19 protein-coding genes are annotated in these 19,814 nt (G+C 65.9%); 10 read left to right on the top strand and 9 right to left on the bottom strand.

Annotated elements, in window-relative coordinates; all coding sequences use genetic code 11:
- Positions 1–375: 375 nt before the first annotated feature.
- Positions 376–1,335: a M20/M25/M40 family metallo-hydrolase gene (locus M3N53_03235; GenBank protein MDP9067349.1), complete on the bottom strand. Its 960-nt coding sequence runs from the start codon at positions 1,333–1,335 to the stop codon at positions 376–378.
- Positions 1,336–1,356: 21 nt separating this feature from the next.
- Between M3N53_03235 and M3N53_03230 the strand changes: the two genes are divergently transcribed.
- The 6 genes from M3N53_03230 (at position 1,357) to M3N53_03205 (ending at position 9,477) form a co-directional block, all read left to right on the top strand.
- A complete protein-coding gene (locus M3N53_03230) occupies positions 1,357–2,766 on the top strand; it encodes an AarF/ABC1/UbiB kinase family protein (protein MDP9067348.1) in 1,410 nt (469 codons plus the stop codon).
- A gap of 66 nt (positions 2,767–2,832) precedes the next feature.
- The gene (locus M3N53_03225) at positions 2,833–3,273 is read left to right on the top strand and encodes a CoA-binding protein (GenBank protein MDP9067347.1); all 441 of its coding nucleotides are present in this window, start codon (positions 2,833–2,835) and stop codon (positions 3,271–3,273) included.
- A gap of 88 nt (positions 3,274–3,361) precedes the next feature.
- The gene (locus tag M3N53_03220; protein ID MDP9067346.1) at positions 3,362–4,186 is read left to right on the top strand and encodes a prephenate dehydratase; all 825 of its coding nucleotides are present in this window, start codon (positions 3,362–3,364) and stop codon (positions 4,184–4,186) included.
- 127 nt (positions 4,187–4,313) lie between these two features.
- The gene (locus M3N53_03215) at positions 4,314–5,792 is read left to right on the top strand and encodes an aldehyde dehydrogenase family protein (GenBank protein ID MDP9067345.1); all 1,479 of its coding nucleotides are present in this window, start codon (positions 4,314–4,316) and stop codon (positions 5,790–5,792) included.
- Between the two features lie 15 nt (positions 5,793–5,807).
- Positions 5,808–6,206: a PPOX class F420-dependent oxidoreductase gene (locus M3N53_03210; GenBank protein ID MDP9067344.1), complete on the top strand. Its 399-nt coding sequence runs from the start codon at positions 5,808–5,810 to the stop codon at positions 6,204–6,206.
- 88 nt (positions 6,207–6,294) lie between these two features.
- Positions 6,295–9,477, top strand: a complete 3,183-nt coding sequence (locus M3N53_03205) for a GAF domain-containing protein (protein ID MDP9067343.1) — start codon at positions 6,295–6,297, stop codon at positions 9,475–9,477.
- A gap of 9 nt (positions 9,478–9,486) precedes the next feature.
- On the opposite strand, the gene paaJ is transcribed toward M3N53_03205, so the two are convergent.
- From paaJ to paaA, 4 genes are read right to left on the bottom strand one after another with little or no spacing between them, the layout of a single operon-like run.
- Positions 9,487–9,987 (bottom strand): phenylacetate-CoA oxygenase subunit PaaJ, encoded by a 501-nt coding sequence (gene paaJ / locus M3N53_03200; GenBank protein ID MDP9067342.1) that lies wholly within the window; start codon positions 9,985–9,987, stop codon positions 9,487–9,489.
- Positions 9,984–10,817 (bottom strand): phenylacetate-CoA oxygenase subunit PaaC, encoded by an 834-nt coding sequence (gene paaC / locus M3N53_03195; protein ID MDP9067341.1) that lies wholly within the window; start codon positions 10,815–10,817, stop codon positions 9,984–9,986. The genes paaJ and paaC overlap by 4 nt, the downstream gene beginning before the upstream one ends.
- Positions 10,814–11,110, bottom strand: a complete 297-nt coding sequence (locus tag M3N53_03190; protein MDP9067340.1) for a hypothetical protein — start codon at positions 11,108–11,110, stop codon at positions 10,814–10,816. The genes paaC and M3N53_03190 overlap by 4 nt, the downstream gene beginning before the upstream one ends.
- A 13-nt stretch (positions 11,111–11,123) precedes the next feature.
- On the bottom strand, positions 11,124–12,047 hold the full coding sequence (gene paaA / locus M3N53_03185; GenBank protein MDP9067339.1) for a 1,2-phenylacetyl-CoA epoxidase subunit A: 924 nt from the start codon (positions 12,045–12,047) through the stop codon (positions 11,124–11,126).
- A 111-nt stretch (positions 12,048–12,158) separates the two neighbouring features.
- Between paaA and nth the strand changes: the two genes are divergently transcribed.
- Both nth and M3N53_03175 read left to right on the top strand, forming a co-directional pair.
- Positions 12,159–12,965, top strand: coding sequence for an endonuclease III (gene nth, locus M3N53_03180; GenBank protein MDP9067338.1), 807 nt, complete (start codon positions 12,159–12,161; stop codon positions 12,963–12,965).
- A gap of 78 nt (positions 12,966–13,043) precedes the next feature.
- A complete protein-coding gene (locus M3N53_03175) occupies positions 13,044–14,213 on the top strand; it encodes an HNH endonuclease (protein MDP9067337.1) in 1,170 nt (389 codons plus the stop codon).
- Positions 14,214–14,325: 112 nt separating this feature from the next.
- On the opposite strand, the gene M3N53_03170 is transcribed toward M3N53_03175, so the two are convergent.
- Positions 14,326–15,582 carry a hypothetical protein gene (locus M3N53_03170; protein MDP9067336.1) on the bottom strand — a complete coding sequence of 419 codons (1,257 nt, stop codon included), beginning with the start codon at positions 15,580–15,582 and terminating at the stop codon, positions 14,326–14,328.
- A gap of 114 nt (positions 15,583–15,696) precedes the next feature.
- Between M3N53_03170 and M3N53_03165 the strand changes: the two genes are divergently transcribed.
- Positions 15,697–16,647 (top strand): 4-hydroxy-3-methylbut-2-enyl diphosphate reductase, encoded by a 951-nt coding sequence (locus tag M3N53_03165; protein ID MDP9067335.1) that lies wholly within the window; start codon positions 15,697–15,699, stop codon positions 16,645–16,647.
- On the opposite strand, the gene M3N53_03160 is transcribed toward M3N53_03165, so the two are convergent.
- Together M3N53_03160 and M3N53_03155 are read right to left on the bottom strand one after the other, a co-directional pair.
- A complete protein-coding gene (locus tag M3N53_03160; GenBank protein MDP9067334.1) occupies positions 16,644–17,564 on the bottom strand; it encodes an NAD(P)-dependent oxidoreductase in 921 nt (306 codons plus the stop codon). The two genes, M3N53_03165 and M3N53_03160, sit on opposite strands and share 4 nt — an antisense overlap.
- Positions 17,565–17,781: 217 nt before the next feature.
- A complete protein-coding gene (locus M3N53_03155; protein ID MDP9067333.1) occupies positions 17,782–18,066 on the bottom strand; it encodes a 4a-hydroxytetrahydrobiopterin dehydratase in 285 nt (94 codons plus the stop codon).
- Positions 18,067–18,191: 125 nt separating this feature from the next.
- Between M3N53_03155 and M3N53_03150 the strand changes: the two genes are divergently transcribed.
- Positions 18,192–19,211, top strand: a complete 1,020-nt coding sequence (locus tag M3N53_03150) for a TIGR03617 family F420-dependent LLM class oxidoreductase (protein MDP9067332.1) — start codon at positions 18,192–18,194, stop codon at positions 19,209–19,211.
- Here the strand turns inward: M3N53_03150 and M3N53_03145 are convergent.
- Positions 19,208–19,798 carry a hypothetical protein gene (locus tag M3N53_03145; GenBank protein ID MDP9067331.1) on the bottom strand — a complete coding sequence of 197 codons (591 nt, stop codon included), beginning with the start codon at positions 19,796–19,798 and terminating at the stop codon, positions 19,208–19,210. The two genes, M3N53_03150 and M3N53_03145, sit on opposite strands and share 4 nt — an antisense overlap.
- Positions 19,799–19,814: the final 16 nt, after the last annotated feature.

The raw sequence follows: 19,814 nt of genomic DNA, 5'->3' as shown, positions 1-19,814 counted from the left end.
TCTGGCCCGCTCCGGGCCCGCTCGCGCAGACCGGGGTGGAGGCCCGGGCCGGGACGCTCCGGGCGCAAAACCGAGGCGCCCTCCGGAACCCGACCCGGCTCCTCTTCCCCATAGAGATCACCCCGCCGGGGCGCAGACCCCCATGCCGGAGGGGCTGCCGGCCGCGCCGCCGTGCAACGAGCGGACGCGGTCGCGTGTACGGGTTTGAGCGGACCGTTCGGAGGGCGACGTCGTCCATAGCCAGACCAGCACTGCGACGTCGCCCGGAGCCGAGGGAGGCCGGCGCCGTTCAGGCGCTCGCCGACCGTGTCCAGCGATGCCCGTGCCGCCGCCGCCGGAGCGGGGCCCCGGCTGCTCGTCCCGGCCGCCCCGGAGCTAGTGGCGGCGGAAGCGCTCGAGCATCTCGCGGTCGATCGCCTTGACGAAGACCCTCAGGGCACGGCCCGTCCGCAGCAGGTCGTCCGGGTCCATGTTCGAGACGGTGTCCGAGGGCTCGTGGTAGTTGGGCTCCGGTCCGCTGTAGGCGAACGACGCAGGGATCCCCGCGTGCTCGAAGGGGCCGTGATCCGAGCAATCGCAGAGCGTGTGGTAGCGCACGGCGAAGCCCCCCTCCCTGAGGCGGCGATAGACGGTGCGCGCCACGACGTCGTCGGCGATACCGGAGTTGCCTACGAGCAGCGGCCTGCCGTCGGCGACCATGTCGACCGAGATCATCCCGCCGAGGCGTCTCCGGCCCTCGTCGCCCAGCCGGTTCACGTAGACCTGCGACCCGACGTGGTGGGCGCCGTTGGAGCCGTACTCCTCGGAGCCGAAGGCGACGAAGCGCACGGACCGGGAGGGGTCTTTGCCGGCGACGATGCGGGCCAGCTCGAGCAGCACCGCCACACCAGATGCGTTGTCGTTCGCGCCCGGCGAGCGGGGGACCGTGTCCATATGGCCGCCCATGACGAAGCCGTAGCGCCGCGAGCCCGGCCACGAGGCGACGACGTTCCGAGAGGTTCCGTCGTCGACCTCGAACTTCTGTATCGACACGTTGTAGCCGAGGAGCCGGAACTGCTCGGCTATGTAGCGCGAGGCGCGCAGCTCGCCGCGCGTCGCCCGCACACGCACGCCGATGTCGGACGCGACCTTGCGCACGTGCTCCATCGCATTGGCTTTAGAGAACGTATCGAGCCCGTGACCGTCGGCAGCAGTGGCGGCGACTACGGGGGCCGCGCTCGCGGCCGGCCTTTCCCGAACCGGATCCGGCGCGCCGACCACCTGGTTCTCGACGGCGCAGGCACTCACCAGCAGCGCGATCGCAAGTGCCGCCGGCGCCGTACGGGTCGCGTTCACACCAACTAGAGTACGGCGCTCATGGCGGATAAAGACAAGGCTCCGATCCCGACGGGGTGGGCGCAGCGGGGGGCGAAGCTCGCGGGTCAAACCGGTAAGTCCGCCGTTCGGTTCCTCGGCACCCGCGCCAGGTCGTTCGCGGCGCCCTCGCGAGCGGGTGAGTTCCTCGACGGGTTCCACCAGCAGACCGCTCACCAGCTCGTCGAGATGCTGGGCGAGATGAAGGGCGCGGCTATGAAGTTGGGCCAGCTCGCCTCGTTCTACGAGTTCTCCGCGCCGGGCGACTACCTCTCGACCTACCGCGACGCCCTCACGATGCTCCAGAACTCGGCCCCCCCGATGGACCCGGAGGCGTCGAAGGCCGTCATCAAAGAGGAGTTCGGACGTCCCGTCGAGGACGTGTTCGCCACCTTCGAGGACGAAGCCATCGCGGCAGCTTCGATCGGCCAGGTGCACCGAGCGACGCTGCACACCGGCGAGAAGGTCGCCGTGAAGGTGCAGTACCCGGGGGTCGACCAGGCCGTGCGCGCCGATATCAAGAACGTCAACGCGATGACGAAGTTGGCCGTCGCGATCGCCCCGAACCTGGACCCGAAAGAGGTGGCGAACGAGGTCAAAGAGCGCGTGCTCGAAGAGCTCGACTATCGCCGGGAGGCGACGAACCAGCAGAAGTTCGCGGACCTGTTCGACGGTCACCCCTTCATCGTCGTGCCGAAGGTCTACATGGAGTACTCGCGCACGCGTGTGATCACTCAGGAGTTCATCCAGGGCAAGCCGTTCACCAGCGCGTTCGAGTGGTCGCAGGAGAAGAAGGATGATCTCGCGGAGATCCTCTTCCGCTTCTTCTACGGCTGCCTCAACCGGTTCCTGATCTTCTCGGCCGACCCTCATCCGGGCAACTACCTGCTGTTGCCGAAGGGCAAGGTTGCGTTCCTTGACTACGGGCTCGTGCGAGCTATCGACCCCGGGACGCTGAAGCTGCTGTTGGAGCTGATGCAGGGCCTCATCCACGACGACCGCGAGCGCGGTCGGGAGGCGATGGAGGGCCTCGGGATCCTGAACCGCCGGACTCCCGAGGTCGACGCGATCTGGCACCACCTCCTCACGATCAACGAGCCGATGTTGGAGGACCGCCCGTTCAAGATCGACCCACCACTGGTGCAAGGGATCGCCGCCGCCGGCTTCGACCCGCGCTCGCCCGCGTTCCAGACCTTGCGAAAGGTCGGGATCCCCGGCGTCATGGTCACCTTCAACAGGATGTCGTTCGGGGTCGCCTCACTTACGGCCCGTCTCGAGGGAACCGCCAACTGGCAGGCGATCGCGCGCGAGATGTGGTTCGGAGAAGGCTCACAAACACGGCTCGGAAAGAAGGAACAAGCGTGGCTGAAGGAGGCGCATCCAGAGTTCGTCCCGCCGTTGACGAACGGCTGAACGAGCCTCGCCCTCAGTGCGTCGTGGTGATGGTTCGACGGAAGCCGGGACGGGTAACGCGGAGACGTGCACAGCGAAACAGATGACGCGGTCGAGAAGATCCTCGGTTACGCGAAGAGGATCGCGGTCGTCGGCGCATCCGACGACCCCTGGCGGGCCAGCTACGGCGTGGTTGCGACGCTGATCGATCACGGCTACGAGGTGATCCCCGTAAACCCCGGCTTCGAAGAGGTCTTAGGTCTCCGCTCCTATCCCACGCTCGCCGACGTGCCAGGCGATATCGACGTCGTCGACGTCTTCCGGCGGCAAGAGCATCTGCCGGGCGTCGCTCGGGAGGCGGCAGACGTAGGCGCACGTGCGCTGTGGTTGCAGGTGGGCCTTCGCTCGCCAGAGGCTCGGCGGACCGCGGAAGCGGCGGGCATGGACTACGTCGAAGACGTCTGTCTAAAGGTCGAGGTCGCCACGCGCGACCGGATCATCGAGCTGCCGACCGACGTCACCAAGTAGCCTTCCTGCGACGCTTTGCGACAAAACGTGCGTTAAGCGCACGTTTTCTACGAAAGCGCGGGCCGGCTGCGCGGCCTAAGGTGTCTCTATGCAGACGAACCTCGTCGCCTACCAGGGCGAAGCGGGTGCCTACTCGGAACAGGCCGCGATCGCGGTGTTTCCCGCCGCCGAGCTACGGCCCCTGTCATCGATCCGGAAGGTGTTCGAGGCGGTGGAGGTTGGCCTCGTCGACGCGGGGCTGGTCCCGATGGACAACAGCCAGGCGGGCAGCATCAACGAGACCTACGACCTCTTCCTCAAGCACGGGCTGCACCTCGTAGCCGAGACCGTCGTCCGGGTTGACCACTGTTTGCTCGCGCTGCCGGGCGCGCAGTTGGACGACCTGAGCGAGGTCATCTCGCATCCTCAGGCGATCGCTCAGAGCGAGGAATTCCTGAACTCGCTGTCGGTCTCGATCAGGGCGGAGTACGACACGGCGGGAGCGGCCAAGCGGATCTTCGAAGACAAGCTCGAGGGCGTCGCCGCTATCGCCAGCAGGCGCGCGGCCGAGCTCTACGGCCTCGAGGTCCTCGCAGAGAGGATCCAGACCTATCCCGACAACTACACGCGCTTCGGCGCTCTGTCGCGGAGTCCGGACCCTCTTGGCGATCCCAATAAGTCGTCGCTCGTCTTCGGGGTGGGCCACGTTGCAGGCTCTCTCTACCGCTGCATCGGCGCGTTCGCGGAGCGCCACCTCAGCCTGTCGAAGCTCGAGAGCCGCCCCCGGGCAGGCCGGCCCTGGGAGTACGTCTTCTACGCGGACGTGGACGCCCCGGCGGCAGCGCCCGCGATGGTCGAGGCTCTGGCCGAGGTCAGCGAGCACGCGACCTTCACGAGGCTCCTGGGCAGCTACTCGTCGGGCCTCGTCCGCTAGAGCGGCGGCGCTTTTCGACAAAAGATGCGTTTAACGCACCTTTTTTATAAAGGCGCGGCCTCCTGTAGAGCGCGCCGGGCACGGCTAGGCTCGGGACTCACACACAGGGCTACCAGGAGAGTTGACGATGGCCGCAGTTGAGGTTCTGCCCGAGGTAACGAAGTTCATCGAGGCGCCGAAGATGGTGATCGGGGGAAAGAGCCTCGATGCGGAGTCGGGCGAGATGTTCGACGTCTTCAATCCCGCGACGGGACAGGTTTTCACGCAGGTGCCGCGCGGCGGCGTCGCGGACGTCGATGCCGCCGTGAAGGCCGCGCGCGAGGCGCACGAGGACCGGCGCTGGTCGGGGCTGCGACCGGGGAAGAGGACGGAGATCCTCTACAAGCTCGGCGAGCTGGTGAAGAGGAACATCTCAGAGCTTGCCCAGCTCGAGTCGCTGGACTCGGGCAAGCCCGTGTCGGTCGCATCGGGTGAGATGTGGAGCGTGGGTGAGGTCTTCCGCTACTACTCCGGCTGGCCTACGAAGGTGTTCGGCGAGACGAATCCGAGCGGTGACAACCTCTTCGTCTACTCGCTGCGCGAGCCGATCGGCGTCTGTGGCGGGATCATTCCCTGGAACTTCCCGATGATCATGGCGGCGTGGAAGGTCGCTCCCGCGCTTGCGTTCGGCAACACCATCGTCCTCAAGCCCGCGGAGCAGACGCCGCTGACCGCGATCCGCCTCGGCGAGCTGTGTCTGGAAGCCGGGGTGCCCGAAGGCGTCGTGAACGTCGTGACGGGGTTCGGCCACGAGGCCGGCCAAGCTCTCGCTCAACACTGGGACGTCGACAAGATCGCGTTCACCGGATCGACCGAGGTCGGGCGGAAGATCCTGCATGCCTCTGAGGGCAACCTCAAGCGAGTGACGTTGGAGCTTGGCGGGAAGTCGCCGAACATCGTCTTCTCGGACGCGAACATGAAGCGCGCGATCAAGGGATCGATGAACGGCGTCTTCCTCAACTCCGGCCAGGTCTGCACCGCGGGCACGCGGATCCTCGTCGAGAAGTCGGTCCACGACGACTTCGTGTCCTCGCTGCTGGATTCCACCGCCGCGATGAAGCTCGGCGACCCTCTGGAGGAGGACACGCAGATGGGACCCGTCGTCTCGCAGGAGCAAATGGAGCGGGTCACCGGATACATCGAGATCGGCCGCTCCGAGGGGGCCGAGGTCGCGGTCGGGGGAGCGCGAGCAACCGAGCTCGGCGACGGCTACTTCGTGCAGCCGACGGTCTTCACCGGCGTGCGCAACGACATGCGGATCGCGCAAGAGGAGATCTTCGGCCCGGTCGCCGCCGTGATCGAGGTTGCCGACGTGGACGAGGCGATCGCAGTCGCCAACGACACGATCTACGGACTCGCCGCAGCGGTGTGGACCACCGACGTGACGAAGGCGCACAAGGTCGCTCGCGGGATCAAGGCAGGGACCGTGTGGGTGAACACCGCCGGCAACGTCGAGCCAAGCGTGTCCTTCGGCGGCTACAAGCAGTCGGGGTTCGGTCGCGAGCTCGGCAAGCACTCGATGGAGACCTACACCCAGACCAAGTCCGTCTGGGTCAACCTCAAGTAGGCGGAAGGCGGGGCGTTGGATCCAAAGGTCGAGGCTTTCCTGAACGAGCACCACGACGCGGTCATGACGACGACGAAGCGGGACGGCCGCCCCCACGTAGCTCGGATCAGCGTCGGCCTCGTCGAGGGGAGGCTGTGGAGCTCGGGAACACAGGACCGGATCCGGACAAAGCACCTCAGAAGGGACCCGCGCTGCACGCTGATGGTGCTCGACGAGACCAACCGCTACCGGTGGCTTGCCCTCGAGACGACCGTCGACATCCTCGATGGGCCCGACGCCGTGGATCGCAACCTGGCGCTCTACCGGGTGCTCGCCGGCGAGCCGGATGACCTCCAGGAGTACCGCGACGCCATGGTGAGAGAAAGGCGCCTGATCTACCAGTTCAATCTCGATCGCTCGTACGGCCAGTTCTAGACGCCGGAACTACGCCTTTCGGGCCTTAAAGGCACCGCCCTAGCAGGCCGATTACCTGGTTGCAGGGAAAAGCAGCTATGGAGGGCTTGTGCCGATCGTAGATCCGGTGATCGGTCCCGATGATGCGGTGCGGGACGAGGGGCAGCTCGAGTCGTACAAACGACTCGCGGACGTGTACAGCCACGTTCTGTCCGATCACGACGTGGAGTCTCTTCTCGACCGCATCGCGGACACGCTCGCGGAGCTGGTCCCGTACGACACCTTCACCATCTACGCGGCCGACGACGCGCAACACACCTTGACGCCGGTGTTGGCTCGCGACGACTGGGCCGATGAGATCCTGAAGAGCCGCACCCGGTTCGGCTTGGGCCTGACGGGGTGGGCAGCGGAGCATCGGACGCCCGTGCTTGCGAATGATGCTCACCTTGACGAGCGCGTGATCGTCGTCCCGGGCACACCGTTGGATCCGGAGTCGATGATCGTCGTGCCTCTGCTCGCCCGCGACAGCGTCAAGGGTTGTTTGAACATCTACCGGATCGGTGAAGAGGCGAAGTTCTCGCAGGAGGAATTCGAGCTGGCGCAGCGCTTCGCCGAGGCCGCTGCACTCGCGCTGGACAACGCGCAGATCCGCAACGTGCTCGAGCAGCAAGCGGTGACGGATGGCCTCACCGGGCTGTACAACCACCGCTACTTTCACGAGCGTCTGCGTTCCGAGCTCACCCGGGCCAGCCGTTCGCGCGACTCGGTCGCGCTGCTGATGTTCGACCTGGACGACTTCAAGCGCATCAACGACGTCCACGGTCACTCCGTCGGTGACCAGGTGCTTCTCGGGCTCGCCGAGATCCTCAGGGAGACCGTCCGTGGCTCCGACCTCCCGTGTCGGATCGGCGGCGAGGAGTTCGCCGTGATCCTCCCGTCCTGCGACTCGGGCGACGCACTCGGGCTCGCGAGCCGGTTGGTTACGCGCGTGCGCGCCTTCGACTTCCAGCCCGTCGGCGACCTCACGCTCTCGGTGGGTATAGCCCAAGGGCCCGAGCACGCGATGAACCCGCGCGAGTTGGTCGCGTGCGCAGACGCGGCGATGCTTACGGCGAAGTCCCGCGGCAAGAACCGGATCGTCCTCTTCGATGACGAGGAAACCCAGCGACCCGATGCGACCTCGGTCCGCCAGGACGTGCGCTCCATCGCGCACCTGAAGATGCTCCAAAGCCTGGCCGGGAAGCTCAACCGGCTGAATGACGTCCGTCAGATCGGGACCACGATCGCGAACGAGCTCAGGACGTTGATCGACTACCACAGCTGTCGCGTCTATCTCGCGGAAGACGACCTGCTGATGCCGATCGCGTTCCGTGGCGAGTTCGATGCCTACGAGGGGGAGACGCTGGAGGCACTCGTGACCCGCGTGGGTGAAGGGATCACGGGCCGGGCCGCTCAGACGGGGCGGTCGCTGCTCATACCCAACGCGCTGGAGTGCGAGTTCGCCGTAACGGTTCCGGGGACCGACGAGATCGAAGAGTCCATCGTGGCGGTCCCGCTCACCTATGGTGCGCGCGTTATCGGCGTCGTCCTCATCTCCAAGCTGGGCCTCAATCAGTTTGACGACGACGATGTCCGACTACTAGAGGTGCTCGCGGGACACGCATCCGTGGCTCTGGAGAACGCTCGCCTGTACCAGGCACAACGGCGTGAAGCCGAGAACGCGAAGGCGTTGCTCCGCTTCTCGGACCTGATGTCCAAGGCAGCCTCGTTCCACTCGATCGGCAACGAGACGGTCCGGATGGCTGCACAGCTGATCGACGTAGAGCACGCGTCGCTGTGGTTGCAGGACGAGAGGACGGGTGACTTCACCTGCGCCGCTCACACCGGATACGCCGGCGAGGCGGCATCCGAGCCCATCATCCGCTTCCGCGTCTCCAAAGAGAGTGGAGAGCGCCTGATCGCGCGTAGCGCTCCCTTCACGCTGACGCCGGAGGCGCAGCGCGCCTTCTGGGACCCACCTGCGGGAGCGGAGCTGCGGACGAACGCGATCGCTCCGCTTCACTCGGGGCATGGAGTGTCGGGTTGGATCACCGTCAGGTACGACGGCCGTACGGAGTTCTTCACGGACGACAAGCTGCGGCTCCTGGCGGGGCTCTCGTATCAGTCCTCCGTCGCGATGCAAAAGGCAACGCTCTACAAAGAACAGAAGGAGAGCGCGGAGCTGTCGAACTCCCTGCTGGAGTTCAGCCGCGAGCTCGCCACCGCGGAGGGGCTGGACGAGGTCCTGTCGAAGGTCGTGCGGTTGTCCGCTCAGATCCTCGGGTCGCCGCAAACCACCATCTGGCTGCAGGAGACCGAAACGGGAGACGTTGTTCCCGAGGCGCAGTGGGGCTTTGCGGAGCCGCAGCGCAGCCGGATGGCGTCGCTGCGGGTACCCAGGGACCTCGCCGAGCAGGCGTTGTCGCGCGATGAGCCGTTCGTTCTGCGTCCGCAAGAGGTCGAGCACCTCCCAGGCGCCGCAGACATCGTCCGCGAGACCTTGTTCGCGATCGCGCCCTTGCAGCTCGACGGGAGGCTCGGTTGTGTCGCTGCCGTTGCGCCGGCTCTGGGTGAGTACCGGTTCTCCGAGCGCAAGATGCGTCTGCTCGCCGGGATCGCTCATCAAACGAAGCTGGCGATCACGAACGCGGTCAGCTTCGAGAGCCTCGAGAGGACCTTCTTCGAGACGGTGGAGGCGCTGGCGAACGCGCTCGAGGCGAAGGACGAGTACACCTCCAACCACGCGCGGTCCATCACGGACATGGCGTTGGACGTGGGGGCCGCGCTGGGTATCGAGGGCATAGACCTGAAGCGCTTGGAGCTGGGTGCCCTCTTCCACGACATCGGCAAGATCGGCATCCCGTCAAAGATCCTGGCCAAGCCCGGCCCCCTCGACGACCATGAATGGCAGGTCATCAGGACGCACCCGGAGCTCGGGGAGCGCATCTTGGAGCCGATCGACCGGCTCGCCGAGGTGCGTACGATCGTCCGCCACTGTCACGAGCACTACGACGGCAGCGGCTATCCGGACGCGATCCGAGGCGAAGAGATCCCGATCGAGTCGCGCATCATCCTGGTCGTGGACGCTTTCGATGCGATGACGACGGACCGTCCTTACCGCAAGGCGCTTCCGATCGAGGAGGCCTGTCGCCGTATGCGCGAGGCCGCGGGACGGCAGTTCGACCCGGAGATCGTGGAGGCGTTCCTGCGAACACTCGGGCAGCCGATCTTGCTGGACCCGATCTCCGCCTAGGGTCTCGATCTAGACCGGCTTGAACTGCTCGAAGGGGTTCTTGCAGTCGTTGCAGTAGTACAGCGCGCGACAAGGCGTCGGGCCGAACGGGTTCTCGTTGTGGGTGTTCTTGCCGCCGCAGAAGGGGCACACGGCGAACGTCGGCAACCCGATCGCGTCGATCAGGACAGGTCCGGAGCCCGTCGGGGGAGCGAGACCGAACTCCTCGAGTTTCCTGCGCCCGTCGGTCGTGATGCGCTCGGTGGTCCATGGCGGGCTGAAGGTGGTTTCAACGCGCACCTCGGCGACGCCCGGGACCGCCGCGACCGCGTTGCGAACGTCGGACTCGATCACCGCTATCGCAGGACAGCCGGTGAAGGTCGGCAGAACCGTGATCGTGGCCTCGTCGCCGGATAACGCGACCGACTCGATCATGCCCATGTCCACGACGGACACGGCAGGTATCTCGGGATCCGCAACCCCGGCCAAGGCGTCCCACACCGCCTGCTCCAAGGTCGCTACGTCGGTCACCAGCGCGCTCCGGGCTCGACCCGGTACATCGCCGTCATGTCCTCCCACAACGCGTCGAAGTCTGCGGTCCGCCTGCCCCTACGCCCGCCCGAGGCGTCATCCGGATTGGCGGCGGATGAGTTGCCGTTGTCGCCGGCGATCAGGTCGCCGGAGGACGACGCAACGAACTCGGCCCCTTCCACGTGGCTGGTTACCTGCGTCGGGAGCCCCAGCGCGTCCAGCTTCTCCGCGGTCTGCTCGAGGAACCGGCGTTGGAGCTCGCGTGACGGGATCGCGGCCCACCCTTCGGAGACGGCCTCTTCCTCGGCCTCGAACGGCTCGAACAGCGCGACCGCTTCTTGAAAAGCCCGGGCCATGCTGTCCGACAGCCTGTTTCGGCCCTCGACGGGGCCCTGCGCAACCCGCTTCAACCAGGTGTCCGCGTGCAGCAGGTGATAGCGCTCCTCGCGGCGGATCTTGGTGACCAGAGCGGCGAGCTCTTCGTGCGCCGAATCCTCCAGAGCCTCGAGCCTCAGCGCGTCAGCGTGGTCGTAGAGCCAGTGACGCGCGAGCGTGTAGGCCCAGTCGCCGTTGCTGCGCTCGCACAGGATCGCGTTGCGATACTCGTGCTTCTCCCTGCCGAGAGCGAGCCGATCGGCATCGTCTCCGATGATCTTCGCGACCAGCGCGTAGTACGCCGCCGCGTGGCCGATCTCGTCCTGCGCGATCGATGAGAAGGCCACGTCTTCTTCGATGTGAGGCGCGAACCCCGTCCACTCGGAGTGGCGGTGACCCAGGATCAGCTCGTCGTCGGCGAGCGCGGTCAACATCGAGACCAGCGACTCACTCACGGCGACGCCAGCTCCTTCGCCCGCTCTTTCGCCCGTTGTCGCTTCTCGACGACGTCGCGGTACCCGCTGTTGAAGCGGTACGACTTGTCCGCTGCGATCTCGAGCAGGCTCTCGTCCTGGAACGAGTGGATGTCGGAGCGTCGCACCACCCACAGGTGCTCGCCCTCACGCCGGCGCAGGAAGCACTCCTTCGCGGTGAGCAGAGCCATCTCGTGATCCGACGCCGTGACCGTCCCGCAGTGCTCGAACGGATCTCGGTGTCCGTGCCTGCGGAACACCTCCCAGGTCTCCATCAGCGCGCCATCATCATGCGGCGTGGATCGCCGGCTCCGCGAGCGCCTCGCGTACCCACCGATGCGAGTCATAGATCGTCTTTCGCAAGCCGAGTCGTCGCGCCGTCTCGGGTCCCTCGTTCCGCTTGATCGCCTCCAGCGGCTGCCAGTCGATGTCCTCGTCGCGGATGAGCCAGTGACCAGAGGCGTCGTCGTGGAACGGGACCGGCGCCGGAAACGTGTAACCGAGCTCGAGGACCCGCGGAACGTAGCGGTCGAGGAACTCCTGGCGCAGGTCCTCGTTGGTCCGCGTCTTGACCTTCCAGCGCAGCAGGAGGTCTTTCTCGACGTTTGTCTTGGGGCCGAAGAAGTGGATGATCGGCAGCCACCACCGGTTCAGCGCGTCCTGGAACATCGCCCGCTGCGACTCGGTGCCCGAAGACATCTCGAGGCTGATGTCCTCGCCGTGGCGGAGGTGCAGCTGTTCCTCCGAGCAGATGCGCTTCAGCACCCGCGTGTACGGAGCGTAGGAGGAGTCGAGCAGAGCGGCTTGCGTGACGAGCGCGGCGCCGTCGATCAACCAGCCGATGATCGCGACGTCACCCCAGTGCTTGGTGGGGTAGTGGAAGACGTTGTGGAACTTCGACTTGCCGTTGACGAGGTCCCCGAACATCGCCTCGCGGCTCTTGCCAAGATCTTCGGCGACCCGGTACAAGAGCTGCGCGTGCCCGACCTCGTCCTGCACCTTGGCGGTCAGCGACATCTTGCGCTTCAGCGACGGAGCGCGCGGGACCTGCTCGCGCTCGGGGATCGCGCCCATGATCTCGGAGTTGGCGTGCATCTCGATGAACTTCAAGACTCCGTTGCGGAAGTCGTCCGGCATCCAGTCCTCGGCCTCGACCTTCCCGCCGCCTTGCACGTGTGCGGTGAAGCGCGCCAGCTTCTCCTCGTAGGTCATGAAGAACCCTCCAGTCCTTGCGTCATCGATCCTGCCAGTCGTTCCCCGATCCCCGACGGCGCCAGGTCGCGGCAGGGGCGGTGCCACCTATAGCCAGTTTAGGGTTCCGCCGTGTCCAAGCCCGCCCCCGACCGTTCCGGGACGCCGGAGGAGCGGATGCCGGAGATCATGCGCCGCCTCAAGAAGAGGTATCCCGGGGCGCAGGTCGCTCTGAACTTCTCCAACGCCTTCGAATGCGTCGTCGCCACGATCCTTTCGGCTCAGTCGACCGATGCGCGGGTGAATCTTGTGACCGAGGACCTCTTCAAGAAGTACCGAAGGCCCCAGGACTTCCTGGCGGTGCCCGAGGAGGAGCTCCAGAGCGACATCCAGTCGACGGGCTTCTTCCGGCAGAAGACGCGGGCCCTCAGAGGGATGAGCCAGAAGCTGCTGGACGACTACGGCGGCGAGGTCCCTCAGAAGATGGCCGAGCTGATGACGTTGCCGGGGGTGGCGCGCAAAACGGCCAACATCGTGCAGGCGAACTGCTACCCCGACGCCATGCGGAAGGACGCCGATGCGGGGATAGCGGTGGATACGCACGTGGGTCGCGTGGCGGTGCGGCTCGGCCTGACCGACGTGGGGAGCAAGGAGGCCGAGAAGATCGAGCGTCGCCTGATGGAGCTGGTGCCCAAGAAGGACTGGCGCAAGGTGACCGAGCTGTTCATCGAGCACGGGCGTCGCACCTGCGACGCGAAGAAGCCTCTATGCGGCGATTGCCCAGTGGAGCCGCTGTGCCCGTCGAGCCAGGAGGCGGCCCTCCCCGATCTGTATCGCGCGAGCGCGGCCAAGAAGAGGGGATCGACGGAGCCGAAGAAGGCTGCGGGCGAGGGTCGTCACGGACCAACGGGCTTCAGATCTGAGACCGGGAGCGATTAAGAAAAAATCTGAAAAAACTTGGCTTGACCTGCGGTTTTGGGGCCCAAAGCTGTCACACCCCCGGCCTATGTTGAGCGTGTGTACGAGAGTGGATTGAACCAGTGTGACCGGGGCGAGTTGATCGATGGCGTCGGTCAGTTGCACGGCCTCGAGTGCGCCGCCCGTCGCCAGCTCCTGCGCTTCGTGGCCGAGGTCGACCGGCGCGAGATCTGGAAATCAGACGGCGCCAGGTCGACGGCCGACTGGGTTTCTCTGCGCCTCGACATGGACCCGCGCACCTCCGGCGAACTCGTCGAGGTGGCGATTGCGCTGGAGTCGCTCCCGCACATCGCCGCGGCCTTCGAGACCGGCGCGCTGTCGTGGGACAAGGTCCGCTGTCTCGGCCCCGTTGCCCGCCCCGAAGAAGACCAGCTACTGGCGAACAAGGCTCGGTCCATGACGCTTTCGCAGGTTCGCGCTCTGGCGCGCCGGCGCAAGCACCTAAGCGACATCGAGGCCAAGTCCGAACACGACCGCAGGTTCGTGCGGCTGTCGTGGGGTTTCGAACGTCGCTACGCCACGCTCGAAGGCCGCCTTCCTGCCGAGCAAGCTGCAACCCTCGAAAAGGCGCTCGATCGAGCCCGCGACCGCATCCCGTTCACCAACGGCGACGAGATCATCGGCTTCGAAGCTCGAAGCGCCGACGCCTTGGCCGAGATCGCCGCAGGAGCGCTGGCCGCAGACGCCGACGCCGACCGCGCCACGCTCCTGGTGAACGTCGACGCGGAGCTGTTGACCACCGGTCGCGGTGGTGCCTCGCTCGAAAACGGCGCACCGATCTCTCCGGCTGTGGCCGAGCGCATGAGCTGTGACTGCCGCATCCAGAACATCTCTCGCGATGTCGACGGCCGCATCGTCGGGATCGGCGAGGTGTCGAGGTCGTTGCCGCCGTGGCTCCGGCGCGAGCTGCAGCGGCGCGATGAGGGGTGCCGCTTCCCGGGCTGTGGGCGCCCGAGATTCCTGGATGGCCACCACATCCAGCACTGGACGAAGGGCGGAAAGACCGAGCTACCCAACCTGATCTCTCTGTGTCGCCACCACCACAAGCTGCTGCACGAGGGAGGCTGGAGCCTCCGCGGCGATCCCGCCGGTGAGGTCACGTTCGTCAAACCGAACGGAAAGGCACTCGAAACCGGCACGTCGCTGTTGCGGAGCGAGGTCTATGACCGGATCTTCTCGCCCGACGTTGCGGGACCGTTGATCAACTGACGGAAGCGTGTGCGAGATCAAACCGCGGCTCGAGGTGAACCATGACAGCGGCCCCAGGGTCTACGTCGGGATCTACAGAGTGCCTCGCGAAACCGGGGTCACAAGAAAGACGTTATTGCTGCGAGGTCTCTCGCACCCACAGGGAAACGTGAGTCGGCTGCAGGGCTTCCGAGACGACTCCTACGAGGGTAGGGGTGATCGTTCGGATGTCGACCTCGTCGCGCAATCGGTGGGAGAAGGTCTCGAGAGTCAGGGCAGCGTCGTACCGCTGTCTGTAGAACCGTCTGTCGATAAAGGTTTGAATAACCGACCTAACCGGCCGGAAGAGGGCGGCCACCGCCAGCGTGGACACGGCCACCGCCAGCTGGGATTCCCCCGTCACCGGCCTGAAGACGCCTTGCAGTACCGCAACCCCCACCAGATAGAACCCGGTCAATGCCGCGGTCAGGATGGCGTAGACGATCGTGCGGTTGATGATGATGTCGATGTCGTACAGCTTGTGACGTAGCACTGCGACACCAATCGCGACCGGGATCAGTGCGAATGCGATCAACGAGAGCTCTTGCAGCCGGAGCATCCATTCTGGCGTGTCCGCCGGGTCCCTGAAGTTGGTGGTCAGTGATACGGCCATCGTGATCCCGTACACCAGAGCGACGATCGCTCCCGCGGCCGCCAACCATTTCATCTGCAAGCGCTCTTGCCCACGGGATCTCCGGAAACGACTGATGAGTCCCGCTGCGGAACCGATGATCGAGAGTGGGATCAAGACGATCACCGACAGGAACAGGTCGAGGTGAGGTCGCAGGGCTTCTACACCCAGAGGATTCTCCAACTGCGGGTAACCGAGGTCGGGAAAGGTCAACGGCGCGAGGGTGATGAGCCCGTACGTCAACGCGATCCCGAGTCCCGCCGCCACCGCGACCGGACGCCATCGCCTCGAGGGCAAACGTCCATCCGGGAACAACAAGATCAGGAAGGTCCCGATGGGAGCGATGACGAGGGCCCACGATCCTGCCGTTAAAGCCAGGGCGACCTCCGCCCCCGGTAGAGCACCGGGCTGGGTCGTCAAGCCGTAGCGGGCGTACCCCTCGCTGATCTCGCTGAATCCAGCAGCAGCTCCGATCCCGAGCATGATCCAGCCAATGGTGTTGCCGGGCTGGCGCGAAGCGATCACCGCGCCCACTGCGGGGAAGCTGAAGCTCATGGCGATGAACAAGTATTCCGACAGGGCGCCGCGCTCTCCTTCCCACCCCGCTGGAGGGTCGGGAGGAGGGTCGTTGACGAGCTCCAAAACGATGCCTGCCAAATACAGTGCCGCAACCAGGACGAGTGCGATCCAGGCCCAGGTCGAGGTCGATTTCTCTTTCATCCGGTCCTATCCAGCAGGCGCGCCGTTCCGGAAAGGTTACGAGAAGGGGGCATCTCGTGCTTTTCCTCACGAGTCGTGGACTATCTGTTCACCCCGGCCCCCTACGATGAAAATATGAAGAAGGTCATCCTCGCTGCCCCCCGCGGCTACTGCGCGGGCGTCGACCGGGCGGTGCAGATAGTCGAGCGGGCGCTTAAGACGGTGGGGCCTCCCGTCTACGTGCGCAAGGAGATCGTGCACAACCGCCACGTGGTCGAGGAGCTCGAGAAAGCGGGCGCGATCTTCGTCGATCAAGAGACCGAGATCCCCGAGGGCGCCGTCTGCGTCTTCTCCGCTCACGGCGTCTCTCCCGAGGTCCGCCGCAATGCCGAAGCGCGTGGGCTGCAGGTGATCGACGCCACCTGCCCGCTCGTGACGAAAGTGCACCTGGAGGCGAAGCGGTTCGCTCGCGCCGGCCGCAAGATCGTGCTGGTGGGACACGAGGGGCACGAGGAGATCGAGGGCACCGCGGGACAGGCGCCGGAGCGCACGTTCGTGGTCGAAGGGGTCGAGCAGATCGACGACCTCGATCTGGACCCGAACGAACCGGTGTCGTATCTCACCCAGACCACGCTGTCGGTGGACGACACGCTGAACGTGGTCGAGGCGCTACGCGATCGGTTCACCGACCTGCAGGGGCCCCGCTCGGACGACATCTGCTACGCGACGCAAAACCGCCAGGTCGCGGTGAAGGCGATAGCGCCCGACGCCGACCTGGTTCTCATCGTCGGTGCCTTCAACTCGAGCAACTCGAACCGACTGGTCGAAGTCGCCCGCGACATGGGCACGCCCGCACACCTGGTCCCGGACGAGACCCATCTGGATCCGTCCTGGCTGCAAGGCGTAGAAACGGTGGGCGTCAGCTCCGGCGCCAGCGCCCCGGAGGTCCTCGTCGACCGACTACTGCAGAAGCTGGCGAGCTTCGGCTACGACACCGTCGAGACGCGCGAGGTCACGACCGAAGACATCACGTTCTCCCTGCCGCCCTGGCTACGCGAGCAGAAGGAAGCGGAGACGGCGAGTTAGGTCCTAGCGACCACCTCTCGGACCATCTGCGGGAACCCGTCGGCCGCGCTTGAGAACTGCGGCTGCCATCCCGCAGCCTCGCGGAAGCGTCGGTTCGACACGCGCTGCGACCTCATGAGCATCTGCACCTTGGCCCCGCCTGCGCGCATGAGAGGCGTGGGCGCGAAGCGGAGGCGCTGGACGCGCAGGGCAGCGGCGAGGATCTCGGCCAGCCGGCCCTGACGCAGCGGCTCGTGATCCACGACGTTGTAGGTCCCGCGGGGAACCTCCAGCGCTGCGACGATGGCTCGGCCGACGTCGTCTGCATGCACGAGGGGAGTGAAAGCATCGGGCGGGCCGGGGAACGGAGACAGACCTCTACGCGCGACGGCGACCCAGCTTTCGGCGTGCGTCGCATCGGGTGCGTAGAACTGGCCGAACCGCAGCACGACGCCTCTGCCGCCAGCGGCGGAGAACCTCCTCGCCTGCCGCTCCGCCACCAGCGTGGTGCGCGCGTGCGGGGGAGCGTCAACGGGCACGTCTTCATCGATCCAGTTGTCTCCGCTGTCGGGATACATGAAGGCGAGCGATTCCTGGATGTAGGAGCCGGCGTCCGTGGCCAGCGCGGCGTCCACGAGGTTCTTCGAGACGTGCGTTCGGATCCGGTCGTTCTCGTTCCACGCGCGCGGGAGCGCCGCACGCGCCAGGGCCGGGATCTTCGTCGTGAGGTTGACGACGGCATCGTGGCCCCCGACCGCGCTTCGGACGGCGTCGCCCTCGAACAGATCCACCTCGACCGGAGCCGCCCCAACCTCCTCCAACCAACGCCGCTTCGCCGAGTCTCGAGCGACCGCCGAAACGCGGTGCTCCGCCGCGACCAGGCTCTGGACGGCGCGCCGCCCGGCCACCCCAGTAGCCCCCGCAACAAACACCCTCATCTGCTCAAGCCGCTCCTACCAGGCCGTCTGAATCGAGCGCCTCACTGTTTGGGTTTTCCTACCCAAGCGAACGCAGCCCTTCGTGGGCGTCTGGAGCGAAGCGAGGATGGCCGGGTTCCGGAGGAGCCTCCGGAGCAACTGCTCGCTAAGAGCGAGCAGTTGCGAGGGCAGCGACGGAGGTCCCGGCCACCGCAGCGAAGCGGACGCAACCGAAGAGCTAAGTGAGCGTCTGTTCGATGTCGTTGGCCATGTCGAAGTCGATCGAGGTCAGCCCGCCCTCCGAGTGAGTCGACAGCACCAGCGTCACCTTGTTCCACCGGATGTCGATGTCGGGGTGGTGGTCGTAACGGTCGGCGAGCTTGGCGACGTCGTTGACGAACTTGATCGCACGCCCGAAATCCTCCCACTCGAAGACCTTGGAGATCTCGTCGCCTTCGCGCTCCCAGTCGCCCAACTCGTCGAGCCGTTGTTCGATCTCTTCGTCGTCCAGCAGTTCGGCCACTTAGTCGTCTTCCTCCCGCTCAGCTAGGAAATCTCGTTATGTCCGCCCCTGATGCGGCGCACCATACCGCGCCCCGGCGGCGAATATAGTCCGCTCGCCGGAGAGGCCAAAGGTGAGGAGCAGCGGTGGATTACGGGATCGGCGTGGGTGGTTCGATGGCGATGATCGGGCCCATGGCGAAGCTGATCGAGGACGCCGGATTCGAGTCTTGTTGGGCCGCGGAGACGACGAACACCGCTTTCATCTCGGCCGCGACCGCGATCCAGCACACGTCGAACATCAACGTGGGCACCGCGATCGCCCTCGCGTTCCCGCGCTCTCCGACGATAGCGGCGATGACGGCGTGGGACCTGGACGAACTCTCCGGAGGCCGGTTCATCTGCGGACTGGGGTCGCAGGTGAAGCGGGTGAACGAACAGCGCTTCTCCGTCAGGTTCGAGCACCCCGGGCCGAAGCTGAAGGAGTACGCGCAGGTGATGCGGACGGTGTGGGCGGCGAATCGCGGCGAGGACGTCACCTTCGAGGGTCGCTTCTACAACGTCACAATGCCGACGTTCCACGGGCGTCCGCAGCCGGACCGGCGCGACGTCCCGATCTACTTCGCGGCCGTCGGACGCGTGATGTCGCGTATCTGCGGCGAGGTTGCCGACGGGCTCCTCGGGCATCCCCTCGCGTCCCCCGCGTACCTCCGCGAGGTCGTGAAACCGGCCATCGCCGAAGGCGCAGACAGGGCGGGTCGCAAACCATCCGAGTGCAACCTCACCGGCGCCCCGATGATCTCGATCCACGATGATCCAGACACGGCGCGGCGAGAGGTCAAGCTCCAGATCGCGTTCTACGCGACGACCCGCACCTACACGCCGATCCTCGAGATGCACGGTAAGGCCGACATCGTGTCCACCCTGCGCGACGCCTTCGAAGCGAAGGACAAGGAGCGGATGATCGAGCTGATCGACGACGAGCTGTGCGATGCGATCGCGGCCGCCGGGACCGCTGACGAGGTGCGCGACAAGGTGAAGGAGTGGGATGGGTTGTGCGACCGGCTCCTGCTGTCGCCACCGTGGTACGGGCCTCGCTTCGAGCGGATGATCGAGATCGGTCAGGCCATCCTGCAGACGTTCGGAACCAGCAGCGCCGCCCGCTAACTCTCCTGCGAGCTGAGCAGCTCGAAACCGTTCACCTTCCAGCCGCCGTCGGGGGTGTTCAGCAGCGTCAGGCGCAGCGTGTAGAGGAAGGTCCGGCCCGCGACGTTGTCGTTGGATTGCGTCGTCTGTGTGGTCTGCATGATCGCAACCGCCTCCGAGGCCGACACGAAGCTGATGTCGGGGCCTTGCAGGATCTCGCCACGCGAGGATGCCGCCGCCTTCTCGATGGCAGGCCCCAGCCCCTGTCCCACTATCTCCTCGTATTGCTCGCGGAAGCGTCCGACCGCCAGCGCCAGCACCTGGTCTCGGCGCTCGTCGATGTTCGTGGAGTCGTAGTTGCTGATCAACGTGGCGACCTGCGTGGAGATGTCCGCGACCTCCGTCGTCTCCTGGTTCAAGTAAGTGGACACTTCCTCCGCGGACGTGTCCACGCTCTGCAACCACAGGAAGACGAACGTCCCCGCCAGCGCGAGTGAGATGACCAACCCGCCGATCAGCAGCGGGACGAGAAGTCGTGCCCGCGGGCGGTCGGCGTCGGCGGTTTCGGCGGGTGCGGGCGCGGGCGCGACGTCGGATTCCTGGACCACGTTCGACAGTGTAGGG

This window comes from Actinomycetota bacterium (assembly GCA_030776625.1).
GTDB lineage: Bacteria > Actinomycetota > CADDZG01 > CADDZG01 > WHSQ01 > MB1-2.
The sequence above is the reverse complement of the archived record's forward strand: the minus strand, read 5'-3'. Positions and strand labels throughout refer to the sequence as shown.